This window comes from Streptomyces sp. NPDC006372, from assembly GCF_040612515.1.
GTDB lineage: Bacteria > Actinomycetota > Actinomycetes > Streptomycetales > Streptomycetaceae > Streptomyces.
Genome location: NZ_JBEXQJ010000027.1, coordinates 91,919 through 106,099, shown reverse-complemented (window position 1 = coordinate 106,099; position 14,181 = coordinate 91,919). Strand labels below are relative to the sequence as shown.

Below are 14,181 nucleotides of genomic sequence, written 5' to 3'. Positions count from 1 at the left end.
ACCCCCTTGAACCGACCGATCGTTCGGTTACTCTAGCTCTGTCCGAGTGTTCCTGCCCAGGTTTCTGCCCAGGTCATGAACTCGACGAGGAGTTCTTGAGACGAGGAGTTGGTCACCCATGACCGCCGCACTCTCGGCGCACGAGCTGATCGCCCGGCACCGGCCCACCCTCGACCAGGCGCTGGAAGCGATCCGCACCCGCGCGTACTGGTCCCCGCACCCCGAGCACCCCAAGGCCTACGGGGAGAACGGCAGCCTGGACGCGGCGGCGGGCAAGGCCGCCTTCGACGCCCTGCTCGGCACCCGCCTCGACCTCGGCCAGCCCGGCACGGACGACTGGGTGGGCGGCGAGACGTCCCCGTACGGCGTGGAGCTGGGCGTCACGTACCCGCACGCGGACCTCGACGTGCTGCTGCCCGCCATGAAGGCGGGGCAGCGCGCCTGGCGCGACGCGGGCGCCGAGCAGCGCGCGGTGGTCTGCCTGGAAATCCTCAAGCGCATCAGCGACCGGACGCACGAGTTCGCGCACGCGGTCATGCACACCTCCGGCCAGGCGTTCATGATGGCGTTCCAGGCGGGCGGACCGCACGCGCAGGACCGCGGCATGGAAGCGGTGGCGTACGCGTACGTGGAGCAGGTGCGCACGCCCGACAACGCCGAGTGGACCAAGCCGCAGGGCAAGCGCGACCCGCTGGCGATGAACAAGCAGTTCACGCCGGTCCCGCGCGGTGTCGCCCTGATGATCGGCTGCAACACGTTCCCGACGTGGAACGGCTACCCGGGCCTGTTCGCCTCCCTCGCCACCGGCAACGCGGTCCTGGTCAAGCCCCACCCGCGCGCGGTGCTGCCGCTCGCGCTCACCGTGCAGGTCGCGCGCGAGGTGCTCGCGGAGGCGGGCTTCGACCCGAACCTGGTGGCACTGGCCGCCGAGCGGCCCGGCGAGGGCATCGCCAAGACCCTCGCGACCCGCCCGGAGATCCGGATCATCGACTACACGGGCTCCACCGAGTTCGGCGACTGGCTTGAGGCCAACGCCCGCCAGGCCCAGGTGTACACGGAGAAGGCCGGCGTCAACACGGTCGTCGTCCACTCCACGTCCGACTACAAGGGCATGCTCTCCAACCTGGCGTTCTCGCTGTCCCTGTACAGCGGCCAGATGTGCACGACGCCGCAGAACCTGCTCGTGCCGCGGGAGGGCATCTCGACGGACCAGGGTCCCAAGTCCTACGACGAGGTGGTCGCGGATCTCGCCAAGTCGGTGGACGGGCTGCTCGGCGACGACGCCCGGGCGAACGCCCTGCTGGGTGCGATCGTCAACCCGGACGTGAAGGCGCGGCTGGAGGCCGCGGCGGGGCTGGGCGAGGTCGCCCTGGCCTCCCGTGAGATCACCAACCCGGACTTCCCGGGGGCGGTCGTGCGGACGCCGGTGATCGTGAAGCTGGACGGGGCCAAGCCGGACGCGGAGGCCGCTTACATGAGCGAGTGCTTCGGGCCGGTGTCGTTCGCGGTCGCCGTCGACTCCGCGTCCGACGCGGTGCAGTTGCTGCGGCGGACCGTGCGGGAGAAGGGGGCGATGACCGTCGGGGCGTACACGACCGACCCTGAGGTCGAGCGGGATGTGCAGGAGGCCTGTCTGGAGGAGGCGGCGCAGTTGTCGCTGAATCTCACGGGTGGGGTGTATGTGAACCAGACCGCCGCGTTTTCTGATTTCCATGGGTCCGGGGGGAATCCGGCGGCGAGTGCGGCGTTGTGTGACGGGGCGTTTGTGGCCAACCGGTTCCGGGTGGTTGAGGTGCGGCGGGAGGCCTAGGGGCTCGGGGGTTCTCGTTGTCGCGCGGGTGCCGGTGCGTTGTGGTTGCCCGCGCAGTTCCCCGCGCCCCTAGGACGCGAACCCACCGCAGCTCCAGTGGTACAGCGTCATCGCCACGCTGGTCGCGAGGTTGTAGCTGCTGACCTGGGGGCGCATCGGGAGGGACAGCAGGTGGTCCGCCCTCGCGCGGAGTTCGGGCGACAGGCCCGTGCGTTCGGAGCCGAAGGCGAGGACGGCGTCGTCCGGGAGCTTGGTGACCCGGAGGTCGTCGCCCTCCGGGTCGAGCGCGAACACCGGGCCGGGGGGCAGCTCGTCGACCGTCAGGCGTTCCACCGCCGTCGCGAAGTGCAGCCCCGCCCCGCCGCGTACGACCGTCGGATGCCAGGGGTCGACGGTGCCCGTCGTCACCACGCCGGTCGCGCCGAAACCGGCGGCCAGGCGGATCACCGCCCCCGCGTTGCCGAGGTTGCGCGGGTTGTCGAGGACCACGACCGGGGCGGTGCGCGGGGTGTGCGCGAGCCGTGCCAGGTTGGACTCGCGGGACGGCCGTACGGCCAGGGCGGCCACCGCCGTGGGGTGCGGGCGCGGCACGAACGACGCGTATGTCTCGTGCGGCACCTCCGTCAGCAGCGCGGCCAGCGCGTCCCGTACGTCCGGGGCCAGTTCGTCGGCGAGGGCGAGCGTGGCCGCCCGGTCGGCGGTGACCGCCACGGGCACCTCGGCGCCGAACCGCACGGCGTGCTTGAGGGCGTGGAAGCCGTCGAGCAGGACGGTGCTGCCGGCGAGCCGGTGCCAGACGGTGACGGGGTCGGTCATGGCCCGAAGCCTACGTGCGTGGCCTCGGGGTTCTCGGGGGCGTGCTGCTCGGTGACCGGCGTGCGCCGGTCGCGCCGCGGCAGCCGGTCACGCGCGCGTGCCGCCCAGCCGCCCAGGCGGCGCAGGAAGGCCGTCGGCAGGAACACCGCGTCGGCCGCGATCATCGCCAGCGAGAAGAACGGCAGGCCGAGCACGACGGCGATCACCGCGTGCTCGGTGATCATGAATGCCAGCAGGACGTTCTTCACCCGCCGGTTGAACAGCGTGAAGGGGAAGGCGACCTGCACGAGGACCGTTCCGTAGGTCACGAGCATCACGAGCGTGCCGCTGGCGGACAGCAGGTCGGCGAGGGCCGGCCAGGGCGAGAAGTACTCCAGGTGGAGCGGGTAGTAGACCGCGGTGCCGTCCTGCCAGCGGGAGCCCTGGATCTTGTACCAGCCGGCCGTGGCGTAGATCAGGCACGCCTCGGCCATGATCACGAGCAGGGCGCCGTTGTGCACGATGTTGGTGACGACGTCGAGCAGGATCCGCGGCTCACCGGACGGCACCCGGCGCCCGACCAGCCACCACAGGGCCTGCGCCGCCCACACGGTCCACAGCAGCGCCGGTATCAGCCAGTCGCCCTCCATCCGCCCGGCCAGGGTGACCGCCGCCAGCACCGATCCGAGCACGCACCACAGGACGGGGCCGGTCCGGTCGGTGACGCGTTCGCCCCGCTCGCGTGCCGCCCGGGCGCGGGAAGCCCGCCGGGCGTCCAGTGACCACACCTGGGCGCAGCGCGTGAACACCAGGTAGACCGACATCAGGTGCAGCACGTTGTCGCCGCCGTCGCCCATGAAGACGCTGCGGTTCTGCAGGGACAGCACACCGACCATGAACAGCACCGACATGGTGCGGGTGCGCCAGCCCAGCAGCAGCAGGGCACTGGCGAGGATCGCGAGGGCGTAGACGATCTCGAACCAGAGGCGGCCGTCCGACCACATCAGGACGGTGAAAGCCTCGTTGGTCCTGATCAGCTGCTCGGCGAGATCCCAGCTCCAGGGCCCGTCGGGGCCGTAGAGCTCGTGGCGGTGGGGGAGCTCGCGCAGCAGGAACAGCAGCCAGGTCGCGCTGAAGCCGATACGGATCACGGCGGTCTGGTACGGGCCGAGGGCGGCTTCGGCGACGCGGGCTATGCCGCGCGAGAAGGCCAGGGAGAAGCGGTTCACCGCATGCCACCCCCGGTCGCGGCCTCCGGCACGCTCCACCACGGCAGCTCGCGATAGGCCGGTGTCGTGGAGACCTTCTCCCGGCTCCACCCGGGCGGGGGCACGTTGCTGGTGCGGGACCGGACCTGGACGCGTTCGACGGCACCGCCGCCCCCGGTCGCGGCCCGCACCGCGTCGTCGCGGTCGAGACGCAGCTCCACGATCCGGCGCAGATACGTCTCGGAGAGCGAGCCGCGCAGGCCGACCGGGCGGTTCTCGCTGTCGTGCGTCGCGAGGAAGAAGTCCCAGGCGCGGCGCAGCTCGTTCTGCTGGGTGTGGCTGGGCAGCAGGTTGCCGTCGATGGCGCGGCCGTCCTCGGCGGACAGGTCGTACCAGCCGGTGGTCACCGTGCCGCCCTCCCCGTCCCTGACCTCGGCGCGGGCCTGGATCGAGATGTTCTGCTGGAGCGGGTTCGGCGCGAAGAGCTTCCAGTTCTGCTCGAACTCCGGGTAGATCCAGTCGTCCACCGCCTTGCCGTGCTCCCTGGTGACGGTGTTCGGCGGCGCTACGTGCAGGAACGTCATCCCGATGTGCACACAGACCCCGACCGCGACGACCGCGAGCGCCAGGACGACGCCGATCTGACAGGGGAGGGAGAGCGCGGCTATGCCGGTGTGGGGGGCCGTGGGCGGGCCCGGGGCGGGAGACGGGCCCTGGTCGAGGGACGGGCCGTGGGCGGGAGACGGGCCCTGGTCGAGAGGACCGTCCGGGGCGGCGGCGGTCGGGGACGGGTCGGCCGACGCGCTCCGTCCGAGTGGCCCGTCCGGCCCGTGCCGGGCGTTCGAGCCTTCGTCGTACGCGTCCAATTCCGCCCCGTTCCACGATCCCGGTCCGTCGTTCCGTCCGCCCGGCCGGCCGCGGAGGGCGTCCACCGCCCGCGCGACCGCTGCGCGGCGTCGGCACGGGAACGGTACTCAGGCCGCCCACCCGGGCACAGCCCCTGTCCGCCGGTCCCTGCCGTGGCCGTCGCCACACCCCCGGAGGCAGCACAGGAGTGACACCCTACGGCGCCCGCCGCACGCCCATTCCCTTCTTCTAGAACCTGTTCTATCTTGCCGCCCGTCAGCTCAACGGCACCGGCCGGAAGGACAGGCACCGTGGACTTCACCTTCACCGAGGAGCAGCAGGCGGCGGCCGAGGCGGCGAAGGGCGTGTTCGCCGGGGTCGCGCCGGACGCCGTGCCCAGCCCGGCCCTCACCCCGGGCGCCGTCGCCGACGCCTGCGACCACGCCCTGTGGGCCAGGCTCGCCGAAGCGGACCTGCTCAGCCTGCTGCTCGACGCCCGGTACGGCGGGGCCGGCCTGGACGCCATCGCGCTCTGTCTGGTGCTGCGGGAGTCGGCGAAGGTGCTGGCCAGGGTGCCGCTGCTGGAGAGCAGCGCGGCCGCCGCGGTGATCCAGGCCCACGGCGGCGAGGAGGCGAAGTCGGCCCTGCCGGCCCGGGCCGGCAGGGGCGAGCTGGTGCTGACCGTCGCCGCGCACGGCCGCACCGGCCACGACCCGGCCGAGCTCGCCGTGACCGCACGGCAGGACGGCGACGCTTGGGTGCTGGACGGCGTGCAGACGGCGGTGCCGTGGGCCTACGACGCGGACGTCACGGTCGTCCCCGCGCACACGGAGGCCGGCCGGACCCTGCTGGCCCTGGTCCCGCGCGGACACCGGGGGGTGATCCTCGCCGAGCAGTTCTCCACGAGCGGCGAACGCCTCGGCGAGCTGCGACTGGAGTCGGCGCGGCTCGCGGCCCGGGACGTGATCGACGCCGACGGGGCGTGGGAGTGGCTGCGGGACCTGCTGGCCACCGGCACCTGTGCGCTGGCACTCGGGCTGGGGGAACGGGTGCTGCGGATGACCGGGGAGTACGCGAGTGAGCGGGAGCAGTTCGGCTTCCCGATCGCCACCTTCCAGGCCGTCGCCGTGCAGGCCGCCGACCGCTACATCGACCTCCGCGCGATGGAGGCCACCCTGTGGCAGGCCGCTTGGCGGCTCGCCTCGGGGGCCCCGGGCGCGCTGCCCGCCACCGGGGACGTCGCCGTCGCCAAGATCTGGGCGGCGGAGGGGGCACGCCGGGTCGTGCAGACCGCGCAGCATCTGCACGGCGGGTTCGGCGCCGACGTCGACTACCCCCTGCACCGGTACCACGCCTGGGCCAAGCACCTGGAGCTGTCACTCGGCCCGGCGGCGGCGCACGAGGAGGCCCTGGGCGACCTGCTGGCGGCCCACCCTTTGGCCTGAACGCACCGGCGCGAGCGGCTGCTACAGAGCGCTGCCACAGAAGGCTGCTACAGCACGGCTGCTACAGCACGAACCCCGGCTGGCCGTCGTCCGTCACCACGGCACGGCCCGCCGCCTCCCACACCTGCATGCCGCCGTCTACGTTCACGGCGTCGATGCCCTGCTGGGCCAGGTACATCGTGACCTGGGCGGAACGGCCGCCGGAGCGGCAGATGACATGGACCCGGCCGTCCTGCGGCGCGGCCTCGGTCAGCTCGCCGTAGCGGGCGACGAAATCGCTGAGGGGGATGTGCAGCGCCCCCTCGGCGTGACCCGCCTTCCACTCGTCGTCCTCGCGGACGTCCAGCAGGAAGTCGCCGTCCTTGAGGTCCGCGACCGCGACCGTGGGCACACCAGCTCCGAAACTCATGCGTCCGACGCTACCCGAACCGGCCCGTGGGCCGGACGGGACGCGGCTCAGCCCTCCGTGAGCAGCCCGGCCAGCTCGTTCTCGCGCTCGGTGACCTGGGTGCGCAGCTGCTGCCCGATCTCGTCCAGGAGACCGTCCGGGTCGTCCGGGGCCAGCTGGAGCATGTGGCCTATGGCGCTCTCCTCCAGCTCCTTGGCGAGCAGGGCGAGCAGTTCCTTGCGCTGGGCGAGCCATTCGAGCCGGGCGTAGAGCTCCTCGGCGCGGCTAGGGCCCCGCTTCAGCTCGGGCCCCGCCGCCCACTCCTCGGCGAGCTCGCGCAGCTCCGCCTCGTCGCCCCGGGCGTAGGCGGCGTTCACCCGGGTGATGAACTCCTCGCGCCGCGCGCGTTCCTTCTCCTCCTGGGCCAGGTCCGGGTGGGCCTTGCGGGCGAGGTCGCGGTAGAGCTTGCGGGCCTCCTCGCTGGGGCGGACCCGCTGGGGTGGCCGGACCGGCTGCTCCGTGAGCATCGCCACGGCCTCCGGGAACAGGCCGCTGTCGTCCATCCAGCCGTGCAGCAGCTCCTCGACGCCGGGGATGGGGGCGAGGCGGGCCCGGGCCTCTTCCGCCCGGCGCCGGTCATCGGGGTCGCCGCTTCGGGCGGCTCTGGCCTCGAGGATCCGGGCGTCCAGCTCCTCCAGCCGGGCGTAGAGCGGACCGAGCTTCTGTTCGTGCAGCCGGGAGAAGTTCTCGACCTCGACGCGGAAGGTCTCCACCGCGATCTCGTATTCGATCAAGGCCTGCTCGGCGGCCCGTACGGCGCGCTCGAGCCGCGCCTCGGGGCGGGCGGCGTCGCCGCCGTCCTGCTCAGCTTCCGGGGTCGTCACCCGACCAGCCTAGGTCACGGGCCGACTGCCCCTGCCCCGGAGAGCGCCCTGCCCTGTCGCAGCCGGGAACAGGGCAGGGGCCCCCATCGCCCCAGCGGCACGACTGCCCGCGGCCTGAACGGCCACTGCCCGCACCTGGGTCAGACGCCCGGTTCCGCCGCGATCCTGCCCTCCCGTACCGCCGTCACCAGGTCCGAATGGTCCGCCTCCGTACGGTCCGCATACGCCACGGCGAACGCGGACACCGCCTCGTCCAGCTCCTCGTTCTTCCCGCAGTACCCGGCGACGAGCCGCGGATCGACGCTGTGGGAGTGGGCGCGGGCCAGCAACGCGCCGGTCATGCGGCCGTAGTCGTCCATCTGGTCGGCGGCCAGGGCGGCCGGGTCGACGCTGCCCTTGCGGTTGCGGAACTGACGGACCTGGAAGGGGTGCCCGTCGACCGTCGTCCAGCCGAGCAGCATGTCGCTGACGACCTGCATCCGCTTCTGGCCGAGCACGACCCGCCGGCCCTCGTGCTCGACCTCCGGGGCCTCGAAACCGGCCGTCACCAGATGCGGCACCAGCGCCGACGCCCGCGCCTCCTTCACCTGGAGCACCAGCGGTTCACCCCGGTGGTCCAGCAGCAGGACGACGTAGGACCGGGTGCCGACGCTGCCCGTGCCGACCACGCGGAACGCCACGTCGTGCACCGCGTGCCGGGCGAGGAGCGGCAGGCGGTCCTCCGACAGCGTGCCGACGTACTCCTCGAGGGACGCCGCCACCGCCGCGGCCTCCGCGTCCGGGACGCGCCGGAGCACCGGCGGGGCGTCGACGAAGCGGCGCCCGCCGTCCTCGGTGGCCTCCGTCGACTTGGCCGCGAAGCGGCCGCTGGTGTTGTGGCGGGCCTTCTCGGAGACCCGCTCCAGCGTGCCGAGCAGGTCATGGGCGTCCGTGTGGGAGACGAGTTCCTCGTCCGCGATGGCGTTCCACGCGTCCAGCACCGGGAGCTTCGCCAGCAGCCGCATGGTGCGGCGGTAGGCGCCCACCGCGTCGTAGGCGGCCTTGCGGCACCGGTCCTCGTCGGCACCGGCCTCCCGGCCCGCCAGCACCAGGGAGGCGGTGAGGCGCTTGAGGTCCCACTCCCAGGGCCCCCGCACCGTCTCGTCGAAGTCGTTCAGATCGATGACGAGTCCGCCGCGCGCGTCGCCGTACAGACCGAAATTGGCCGCGTGCGCGTCACCGCAGATCTGCGCGAGCACCCGCGTCATGGGGGTACGCGCCAGGTCGTACGCCATGAGGCCCGCGGCGCCGCGCAGGAAGGCGAACGGTGTGGCGGCCATGCGGCCGACCCGTATCGGGGTGAGCTCGGGGAGCCTGCCGCGGCCCGACTCCTCGACCGCGCTCACCGCGTCGGGCCGGGACGCGTCCAGGTCGAGTGTGGCGTGCGCGCCGCGCGGGATCCGCTTGCGCAGGGCCTTGCCCTCCTCCTTGGGGGAGCCCTCGGCCGGCCACTCGGCGAAACCCCGCACCCGGGGCAGCCGACGCCCCGCCGCGTCCTCCGCTCCAGCCCTGGCCGCTCCAGCCCTGGTCATACCGACCGCCTCCCCCGCACGTGCACGAACATCAACTCGTGCCGACCGTACAACCGGCGGCCGAAACGCGTCAGACCCTGGGGACAACTACACGACTGTGGACAACTCGTGCGGAAGCCGGTCGGAGGCGGTCCGGGCGGAGGCGACGCCCTACGCCCCCGAGGAAGCCCGCACCGCCCCCGGCGTGGTCTGCGCCGGCACCGCCGCCATCTGTTCCCGCCCCTCCGCCAGCACCCGCTCCGCCCGCTCCACCGAGATGTCGAGACGGGCCAGGACCGCGGGGACGGCGATGCTCGGCAGGAAGTGTTCGAACATCACGACGACCCGGCGGTCCAGATCCTGCCGCTGGCAGCGCAGCTGGGACAGCAGCTGCACCCCCGAGAAGCTGCCCACCAGCAGCTCCGCCGTCTCCGCCACGTCGACATGCGGCAGCAGTTCGCCCTGCGCCTTCGCATCGGCGAGCCGCTGCACGTTCTGGTCGAACCACATGCCGAAGGCCGGTGTGCGGTCGAGGTCCATGGCCCCCTGGTCGAGGGCCAGTCCCACGCTGGCCCGCACCAGCGGTTCGGACCGCAGCCGGCGGCCCAGCACCAGCCCGGAGTCGACGAGTTCCTGGAGCTTGCTGGACTGCGGCGGGAGCGCGATCGCGAGCTGCTCCTCGAACACCCCCACCGCCAGCTCCTCCTTGGAGCCGAAATGGAAGTACAGCGCGCCCTTGGTGACGCCTGCCCGGTCCAGGATCTCCCCGATGGTCGCCGAGGTGTAGCCGCGTTCGTCGAAGACGGCCGCGGCCGCCTCCAGGATGGTCCGCCGGGTGCGGATCGCGCGCTCCTGTCGCGCCATCGCATGCCTCCTGATCTCCGTCGATCTCTGTGAAACCGCTGTGCAGCGGGGCGCGAGAGGCCTGTTCCAGCGGTGAGGCCCACCCTTTGAAAAAAACCGGCTAGTCCGTATCTTAGTCAAGCTCCGAACACAGCCCGGCAGCCGATCCTGGGGGTTCTCATGCAGCAGTCAGGACCTTTAAGCGCACCCTTGGACGATCAGACCGGACACCGGGCCGCTCCGGCAAACGAAACGTCTGCGGCCGTCGAGAACGCGCCATACGCCACGGTCATCGATTCCATAGCACCCCCCGACTCCACCCCGGTCACCAAAGAGCTGGCCCACCGCACCACAGAGACGGACGTCTTCCCCGACCGGTGGAGCCGAATCTCCGAGACCCGTTTCCGCTTCACCGCTCACTGGCCCGCCGTCCACACCTTCTTCCACTCCGTGGACGACCGCCACCAGGATCCGATGATCGTGGGCGAAACGTTGCGGCAGGCCTCGATGGTGCTCGCCCACGCCGAGTTCGGCGCTCCCGGCGACACGCACTTCGTGATGTACGACCTGACCGTCTCCACCGATCCGTCCGCGCTCGCGCTGTCGGACGCCGCCGAGCCGGTCGAGATCGACGTCGTGTGCTCCGAGATACGCCGCCGCGGCCGGGGTCTGCACAGCATGCGCACCACCATGGAGTTCCACCGGGCGGGGCGCTTCGTGGCCCGGGGCACGGGCAGCACCGCCTGCACCTCCCCGCTCGCCTACCGCCGTCTGCGGGCCCGGCAGCTGGCCGCCCCGGTCACTCCCCTCCCGCTGCCGCCGGGCATATCGCCGAGGGACGCCGGCCGCGCTCGCGCCGAGGACGTCGTCCTCGCCCCCTCCGACCGCCCGGGCGTCTGGCGGCTGCGCGTCGACACCGGCCACCCGGTGCTCTTCCCCCGGCCCAACGACCACGTGCCCGGCATGGTCCTGTTCGAGGCGGCCCGTCAGGCCGCGACCGCCGCCTCCGGCCGGCACCCCTTCCTGCCCCGCGCGATGACGGCCGCCTTCGACCGGTACGCCGAGCTGGACAGCCCGTGCTGGATCGAGGCGGAGCTCCTCGACGGGGAGCCGGACGAGGTCACCGTGCGGGTCTCGGGACGGCAGGACGGCGAGACCGTCTTCAGCGCCACGCTGACCTGTGGGCAGCCGGACCGGGTACGGTCCCTGTCGTGACGGTCAACTTCCTGATCACGGGTGCGAGCGGCTTCGTCGGCAGCCGGGTGGCGGCCGTCGCACAAGAGCAACCGGGCATCCGCGTACGGCACTTGTCCCGCAGGACACAGCCGGGAGCGGTCCCCGGCGATCCCGGCCACGGCGAAACCGGCCACGGCGAACGGCTCTACGGCGATCTCCTCGACCCCCCGTCCCTGCGCGGCGTCTGCGCCGACACCGACGTCCTGGTGCACTGCGCCACGCTGATCGGCGGCGACGCCGAAACCGTCGAGGCCGTCAACGACCTGGGCACCCGCGCCCTGGTCGAGGAGGCCGTCCGCGCCGGAGTGGGCCGCATCGTGTACGTGAGCACGGCCGCGGTGTACGGCCGGGGCCCCTTCCGGGGCGTACGCCCCGGAGAGGTTCCGATCGCGCCCGCGTCGGCCACCAGCCGCACCCGGGCCGCCGCCGAACGGCACGTCCTCGACGCCGGCGGCCTGGTGCTGCGCCCGCACCTCGTGTACGGCGAGGGCGACCGCTGGGTCGTCCCCGGACTGGTCCGGCTGCTGCGCGAGCTGTCGGCGACCCTGACCGGCTGCGCGGCGCTGCAGTCGATGATCGACGTCGGCACCCTGGGCCGTGCGGTGGTGGCCGCCGCCCTGTCGCCGACGCTCGACGGCGGCGTGCACCACGTCAACCACCCCGAGCCCGTCGCGGCCGAGGAGCTGCTCGGGGCGGTGTGCGCGCAGGTGGAGGAGCCCGGCGGCGGCGCGGCGGTGGATGTCGCCACCGCTCTGGACCGGGCCGCCGGGACCCCCTTCGCCCTGCATCACCTCGGCATGCTCACGGTCGACCACTGGTTCGTGGACGACGTGTTCTGGAAGGACCTCGACTGCTCACCCGGCGACGGTTTCGCCGCCGCGTTCACACGCGCGGCACCTTGGTACCGCTCGTACCTCCGAGCTCCGTCAGCTTCCTGATCGCCCCGGCCTCCTCCGGGCGCGGGCCCGGCTGAGGACCCGGGCCCCGGCCGTGCAGCAGCACGGGCAGCTCCTGGTGCCCCGTGGAGATGATGGACCGCAGCCGCTTCGGCGGCCGGGCCGGGTCGGCCAGGGCCAGCCGCGGGAATCGGTCGAAGAGGGACGTCAGGGCCACCGTCGCCTCGGCCATGGCCAGAGGCCGGCCCAGGCAGTGGTGCACACCGTGGCCGAAGGACACGTGGTCGCGGCTGGTGGCCCGGGTGACGTCGAACCGTTCGGCGTCCGGCCCGTGGCGCTCGGGGTCGCGTCCGGCACCGGCGAAGGAGACCACGACCGCGTCGCCCTTCGGGATCGTCAGCCCCGGCTCGATCTCGATGTCCTCCACGGCGTAGCGCAGGCCCGACATGGCGCCGGGTGCCTCGAAGCGCAGCGACTCCTCGAGGGCGTCCTCCCAGGTCACCTGCCCGGAGCGGACGAGTTGGAGCTGGTCGGGGTGGGCGAGCAGGCTGTGCACCGTGTTGTCGATGAGGTTGACGGTCGTCTCGAAGCCCGCGGTGAGCAGCAGGATCAGGTTGTCCATCAACTCCTGTTCGCTGAGGCTGCCTTCGTCGCGCGCCGCGATGAGGGCGGTCGTCAGATCGTCGGCCGGGTGCTCGCGCTTGTCCTGGAGGAACGCGGTCAGCGTGCCGTACAGGTCGACGGCGTTGGCCTGGGCGTCCTCCAGGGAGATCGCCGTGTCGAAGAAGTTGTTGATGATCCGGTAGAGGGCCTTGCGCGGGCCGTCCTCGCCCCCCGGCACGCCGAAGAGTTCGCACACCACCTCGTGCGGCACCGGCGCCGCGAACGCCGCCCGCAGGTCGACGACTTCGCCGGTGGGGAGGCGCTCCAGGTCGTCCAGCGCCCGGTCGACGATCTCCTGGACGCGGGGGAGCAGCGCGTCGACGCGGCGTTTGGTGAAGGCGGCGGCCATCGGCTTGCGCAGCCGGCTGTGTTCGGTGCCGTAGGCGGTGACCATGTTGCGCACCGAGACCCAGATCGCGAGCGGCCAGGTGCGGGAGATGTCCCCGTTGATCCAGGCCGGCCAGTGCTGGAAGGCGTCCTTGCTCGTCTCGGGGCCGGACAGGAGCCGTTTGTTCAGCTCCAGGCCGTTGATCCACCACGCCCGTACACCGCCGGGGAGTTCGATCTCCACCGCCGGGCCCTGGTCTCGGATCCGGGATATCTCGCCGTACAGGTCTTGGCCGGACGCTTCGATCGTCAGGAAGGGGCAGGCCTGCTGTGCCATGACACATCGCTCCTCGGTCCAGGTGCAGGGACACCATCGTGCGTCGTGCACGACGGGAAAACTTGGCGTCCGGTTTGTTTTGGCCATGGTTCAACGCCGTGGGCGCTTCGGAGCCCGGCAGCGGTGGGGGCCTCGGCGCCCGCTACCGCAGCGCGAGCCCTGCCCGGCTGCGGTCCCCCTGCGGCGCGTCCGCGTCGACGTCCGGTCCCGCCTCGACGTCTCTTTCCACGTCGGCATCCAGCTCCACGAGGTGCGGCCCGCTTCCCGCCGGGTCCAGGGCGCCGGCCACGTGCGGTGCGGCCATGCACGGCAGGAGCAACTGCCACAGGTCGGTCAGCGCGTGCCGCCCGAGCCAGCCGTGGTCGTCCCGGGCCAGCACCTCGATGCCGGTCGTGGCGGCGAGGACGACGGCGATGGTGCGGTGCGGCGGCACTCCGGCGGCGAGTTCGCCGCTCCGGTCCGCCTCGGCCAGCAGCTCGTGCACGCACTCCCGCCACTCCCGGCGCAGGTCACGCACCCGCCCGGCGACCGCCTCGGCATTGAGCCGCAGCCCCGCGCGCACCACGACGTCGGCGCGCAGCAGCCGGCCGACGTGGTGGGTGACGTCCACCAGACGCTGCAACGCGCACCCGTCGCCGCCGTGGCCCAGGACCGCGGCCCGGCGCAGGGCACGGGCGGCGGCATGCTCGACGGCCTCGGCCACGGCGGCCTTGTTCGCGAAGTGGAAGTGCAGCGCCCCGGAGCTGACTCCGGCTCCGGCGCTGATCTCCGCCAGGCTGGCGCGGACGTATCCCCGTGCCTCGAAGTGCTCGGCCGCCGACCGGATCAGCGCGAGACGAGTCCGGACGGCCCGGTCCTGTTTGGTCACCCGTGGCTCCCCTGCACGGCTCTGATGGCGACGCAATGAAACCAACTCGGTGGTTTTTACACAACGCGTCGGCAGGCGCGGCGGC

At 72.5% G+C, this 14,181-nt stretch carries 13 protein-coding genes; 4 read left to right on the top strand and 9 right to left on the bottom strand.

Features of this window, described 5'->3' with window-relative positions; translation table 11 throughout:
- Positions 1-118 precede the first annotated feature (118 nt).
- Positions 119-1,810, top strand: a complete 1,692-nt coding sequence (paaN, locus tag ABZ016_RS31260) for a phenylacetic acid degradation protein PaaN (protein WP_356920046.1) — start codon at positions 119-121, stop codon at positions 1,808-1,810.
- 69 nt (positions 1,811-1,879) lie between these two features.
- Here the strand turns inward: paaN and ABZ016_RS31255 are convergent, their stop codons facing one another.
- The 3 genes from ABZ016_RS31255 to ABZ016_RS31245 are packed head-to-tail and all read right to left on the bottom strand — an operon-like array spanning position 1,880 to position 4,679.
- The gene (locus tag ABZ016_RS31255; RefSeq protein ID WP_356920045.1) at positions 1,880-2,626 is read right to left on the bottom strand and encodes a TrmH family RNA methyltransferase; all 747 of its coding nucleotides are present in this window, start codon (positions 2,624-2,626) and stop codon (positions 1,880-1,882) included.
- Positions 2,623-3,834 carry an HTTM domain-containing protein gene (locus tag ABZ016_RS31250; RefSeq protein ID WP_356920044.1) on the bottom strand — a complete coding sequence of 404 codons (1,212 nt, stop codon included), beginning with the start codon at positions 3,832-3,834 and terminating at the stop codon, positions 2,623-2,625. Before ABZ016_RS31250 ends, ABZ016_RS31255 begins: the two co-directional genes overlap by 4 nt.
- Entirely contained in the window at positions 3,831-4,679 is an 849-nt protein-coding gene (locus ABZ016_RS31245) for a DUF5819 family protein (protein WP_356920043.1), read from the bottom strand. The genes ABZ016_RS31250 and ABZ016_RS31245 overlap by 4 nt, the downstream gene beginning before the upstream one ends.
- Positions 4,680-4,970: 291 nt before the next feature.
- Between ABZ016_RS31245 and ABZ016_RS31240 the strand changes: the two genes are divergently transcribed.
- Positions 4,971-6,104: an acyl-CoA dehydrogenase family protein gene (locus tag ABZ016_RS31240; protein ID WP_356920042.1), complete on the top strand. Its 1,134-nt coding sequence runs from the start codon at positions 4,971-4,973 to the stop codon at positions 6,102-6,104.
- A gap of 61 nt (positions 6,105-6,165) precedes the next feature.
- On the opposite strand, the gene ABZ016_RS31235 is transcribed toward ABZ016_RS31240, so the two are convergent.
- The 4 genes from ABZ016_RS31235 to ABZ016_RS31220 form a co-directional block, all read right to left on the bottom strand.
- Positions 6,166-6,495: a rhodanese-like domain-containing protein gene (locus ABZ016_RS31235; RefSeq protein ID WP_003991565.1), complete on the bottom strand. Its 330-nt coding sequence runs from the start codon at positions 6,493-6,495 to the stop codon at positions 6,166-6,168.
- A 65-nt stretch (positions 6,496-6,560) separates the two neighbouring features.
- Positions 6,561-7,376: a hypothetical protein gene (locus tag ABZ016_RS31230; RefSeq protein WP_356920041.1), complete on the bottom strand. Its 816-nt coding sequence runs from the start codon at positions 7,374-7,376 to the stop codon at positions 6,561-6,563.
- 140 nt (positions 7,377-7,516) lie between these two features.
- On the bottom strand, positions 7,517-8,947 hold the full coding sequence (locus tag ABZ016_RS31225) for a DUF2252 domain-containing protein (RefSeq protein WP_356920040.1): 1,431 nt from the start codon (positions 8,945-8,947) through the stop codon (positions 7,517-7,519).
- A 150-nt stretch (positions 8,948-9,097) separates the two neighbouring features.
- A complete protein-coding gene (locus tag ABZ016_RS31220) occupies positions 9,098-9,790 on the bottom strand; it encodes a ScbR family autoregulator-binding transcription factor (RefSeq protein ID WP_356920039.1) in 693 nt (230 codons plus the stop codon).
- Between the two features lie 189 nt (positions 9,791-9,979).
- Here ABZ016_RS31220 and ABZ016_RS31215 point away from each other — a divergent pair, with 189 nt between their 5' ends.
- Positions 9,980-10,984: a ScbA/BarX family gamma-butyrolactone biosynthesis protein gene (locus ABZ016_RS31215; protein ID WP_356920038.1), complete on the top strand. Its 1,005-nt coding sequence runs from the start codon at positions 9,980-9,982 to the stop codon at positions 10,982-10,984.
- The gene (locus ABZ016_RS31210; protein ID WP_356920037.1) at positions 10,981-11,943 is read left to right on the top strand and encodes an NAD-dependent epimerase/dehydratase family protein; all 963 of its coding nucleotides are present in this window, start codon (positions 10,981-10,983) and stop codon (positions 11,941-11,943) included. Before ABZ016_RS31215 ends, ABZ016_RS31210 begins: the two co-directional genes overlap by 4 nt.
- Here ABZ016_RS31210 and ABZ016_RS31205 read toward each other — a convergent pair.
- A complete protein-coding gene (locus ABZ016_RS31205; protein WP_356920036.1) occupies positions 11,888-13,228 on the bottom strand; it encodes a cytochrome P450 in 1,341 nt (446 codons plus the stop codon). The genes ABZ016_RS31210 and ABZ016_RS31205 overlap by 56 nt on opposite strands.
- 142 nt (positions 13,229-13,370) lie before the next feature.
- Entirely contained in the window at positions 13,371-14,096 is a 726-nt protein-coding gene (locus tag ABZ016_RS31200) for a ScbR family autoregulator-binding transcription factor (RefSeq protein WP_356920035.1), read from the bottom strand.
- Positions 14,097-14,181: the final 85 nt, after the last annotated feature.

Coding starts and splice junctions, on each gene's coding strand:
- paaN (WP_356920046.1), top strand. CDS start 119: ATGACCGCCGCACTCTCGGCGCACGAGCTGATCGCCCGGCACCGGCCC.
- ABZ016_RS31255 (WP_356920045.1), bottom strand. CDS start 2,626: ATGACCGACCCCGTCACCGTCTGGCACCGGCTCGCCGGCAGCACCGTC.
- ABZ016_RS31225 (WP_356920040.1), bottom strand. CDS start 8,947: ATGACCAGGGCTGGAGCGGCCAGGGCTGGAGCGGAGGACGCGGCGGGG.
- ABZ016_RS31220 (WP_356920039.1), bottom strand. CDS start 9,790: ATGGCGCGACAGGAGCGCGCGATCCGCACCCGGCGGACCATCCTGGAG.
- ABZ016_RS31205 (WP_356920036.1), bottom strand. CDS start 13,228: ATGGCACAGCAGGCCTGCCCCTTCCTGACGATCGAAGCGTCCGGCCAA.